The sequence below is a fragment of the Polaromonas sp. P2_G11 genome (genome assembly GCF_056403595.1).
Genome location: NZ_JBFUFE010000012.1, coordinates 1 through 1,141, shown reverse-complemented (window position 1 = coordinate 1,141; position 1,141 = coordinate 1). Strand labels below are relative to the sequence as shown.

Annotated in this window: 2 protein-coding genes; both read right to left on the bottom strand. The window is 60.5% G+C overall.

The genetic code is table 11. The features are described 5' to 3' along the window. The coding region (locus tag AC1DWQ_RS23035; protein WP_477671733.1) for a Hint domain-containing homing endonuclease at positions 1–564 on the bottom strand (564 nt) is incomplete at its 3' end. Between the two features lie 234 nt (positions 565–798). Continuing rightward, positions 799–1,141 (bottom strand): hypothetical protein (locus AC1DWQ_RS23030; protein WP_477671732.1); only part of this gene is annotated, 343 nt, incomplete at its 5' end.

Here is a 1,141-nt window from a genome sequence, read left to right as displayed (position 1 = left end):
ATGCACCCAGCCCGACACATGCGCAAACTGTTCGGGCAGGTCGATCGCCAGGGGAACGGCCGGCGGCATCTCGGGGCTGACCGCATTGCGTTTTTCGTACAGGTAATGGTTCAGGTTGAAGGTGCCCCAGCCTTCGGAAGCCACGCCATCTTGCGTGCGGCTGACCCACAGCGGGTGCTCGTCCGACATGATCAGGCACTGGTCGCCCAGGCCGCGCAGCTCGATGATCTTGCGCGACATGCCCAGCACCGGCTGCTCCAGCGCGGCCACCTTGCGGGGGCCCAGGTTCGTCATCACCAGGTCGCCCACGGCGACGTCTTCCACCGGCTTGCTGGAGCCGTCGGCCATCAACACACGGTTACCGGCCAGGAAGCAGGAGCCGGTATCGCAGGAACCGCATGAAGCTGGAATGAGGTCATCCTGGGCCGTCTGACCCTGCGGCTTTGAGCGATAAGGCCGCTTGGTAACCGACCAGCCTTCGTTCACGTCGTCCTGGGCATTCCTGCTCGGGATGTATGACTCGTCTTTGCCAACAAAAAGACCGCCTTTGAAAATGCCACCCATTTTTAACTCCGGTTAATTGCAATCATGAAAACTTGCCGGGATCCTTGGAAATCCCGCAGGTTTCCTGATCTCACAAGCAATATATCCGCTGTTCCAGGGTGATGTTTAGCTGCCGCGAAGCAGGTGGGCAGGCTTTTGAAGCCTGCCCTCCCCCACATCCACCAAAGAAAAAGCGCCTGCAAGCCGCTTGCAGGCGCTTCTGGCGTTGTCTCAGCCTTGCTGTGAAGCCAGTGCTCAGGCCTCAGCTGTGCTGACCTGCGCTATAAAACTGGCCGCAGCCGCATCAACGGCCAGGGCTTGCCACGGCGCACCCAGTTGCACGGGACCCTGCTGGCAAGGGCTGAAGGCCAGGAAGCCTTCTACAAACAAACCGCAGCCCTGCTCAGTGATGATGTTGTACAACCGGGTTTCCGGCGGCATGTGGTGAAACACCGGACGCGCATGCACCCAGCCCGACACATGCGCAAACTGTTCGGGCAGGTCGATCGCCAGGGGAACGGCCGGCGGCATCTCGGGGCTGACCGCATTGCGTTTTTCGTACAGGTAATGGTTCAGGTTGAAGGTGCCCCAGCCTTCG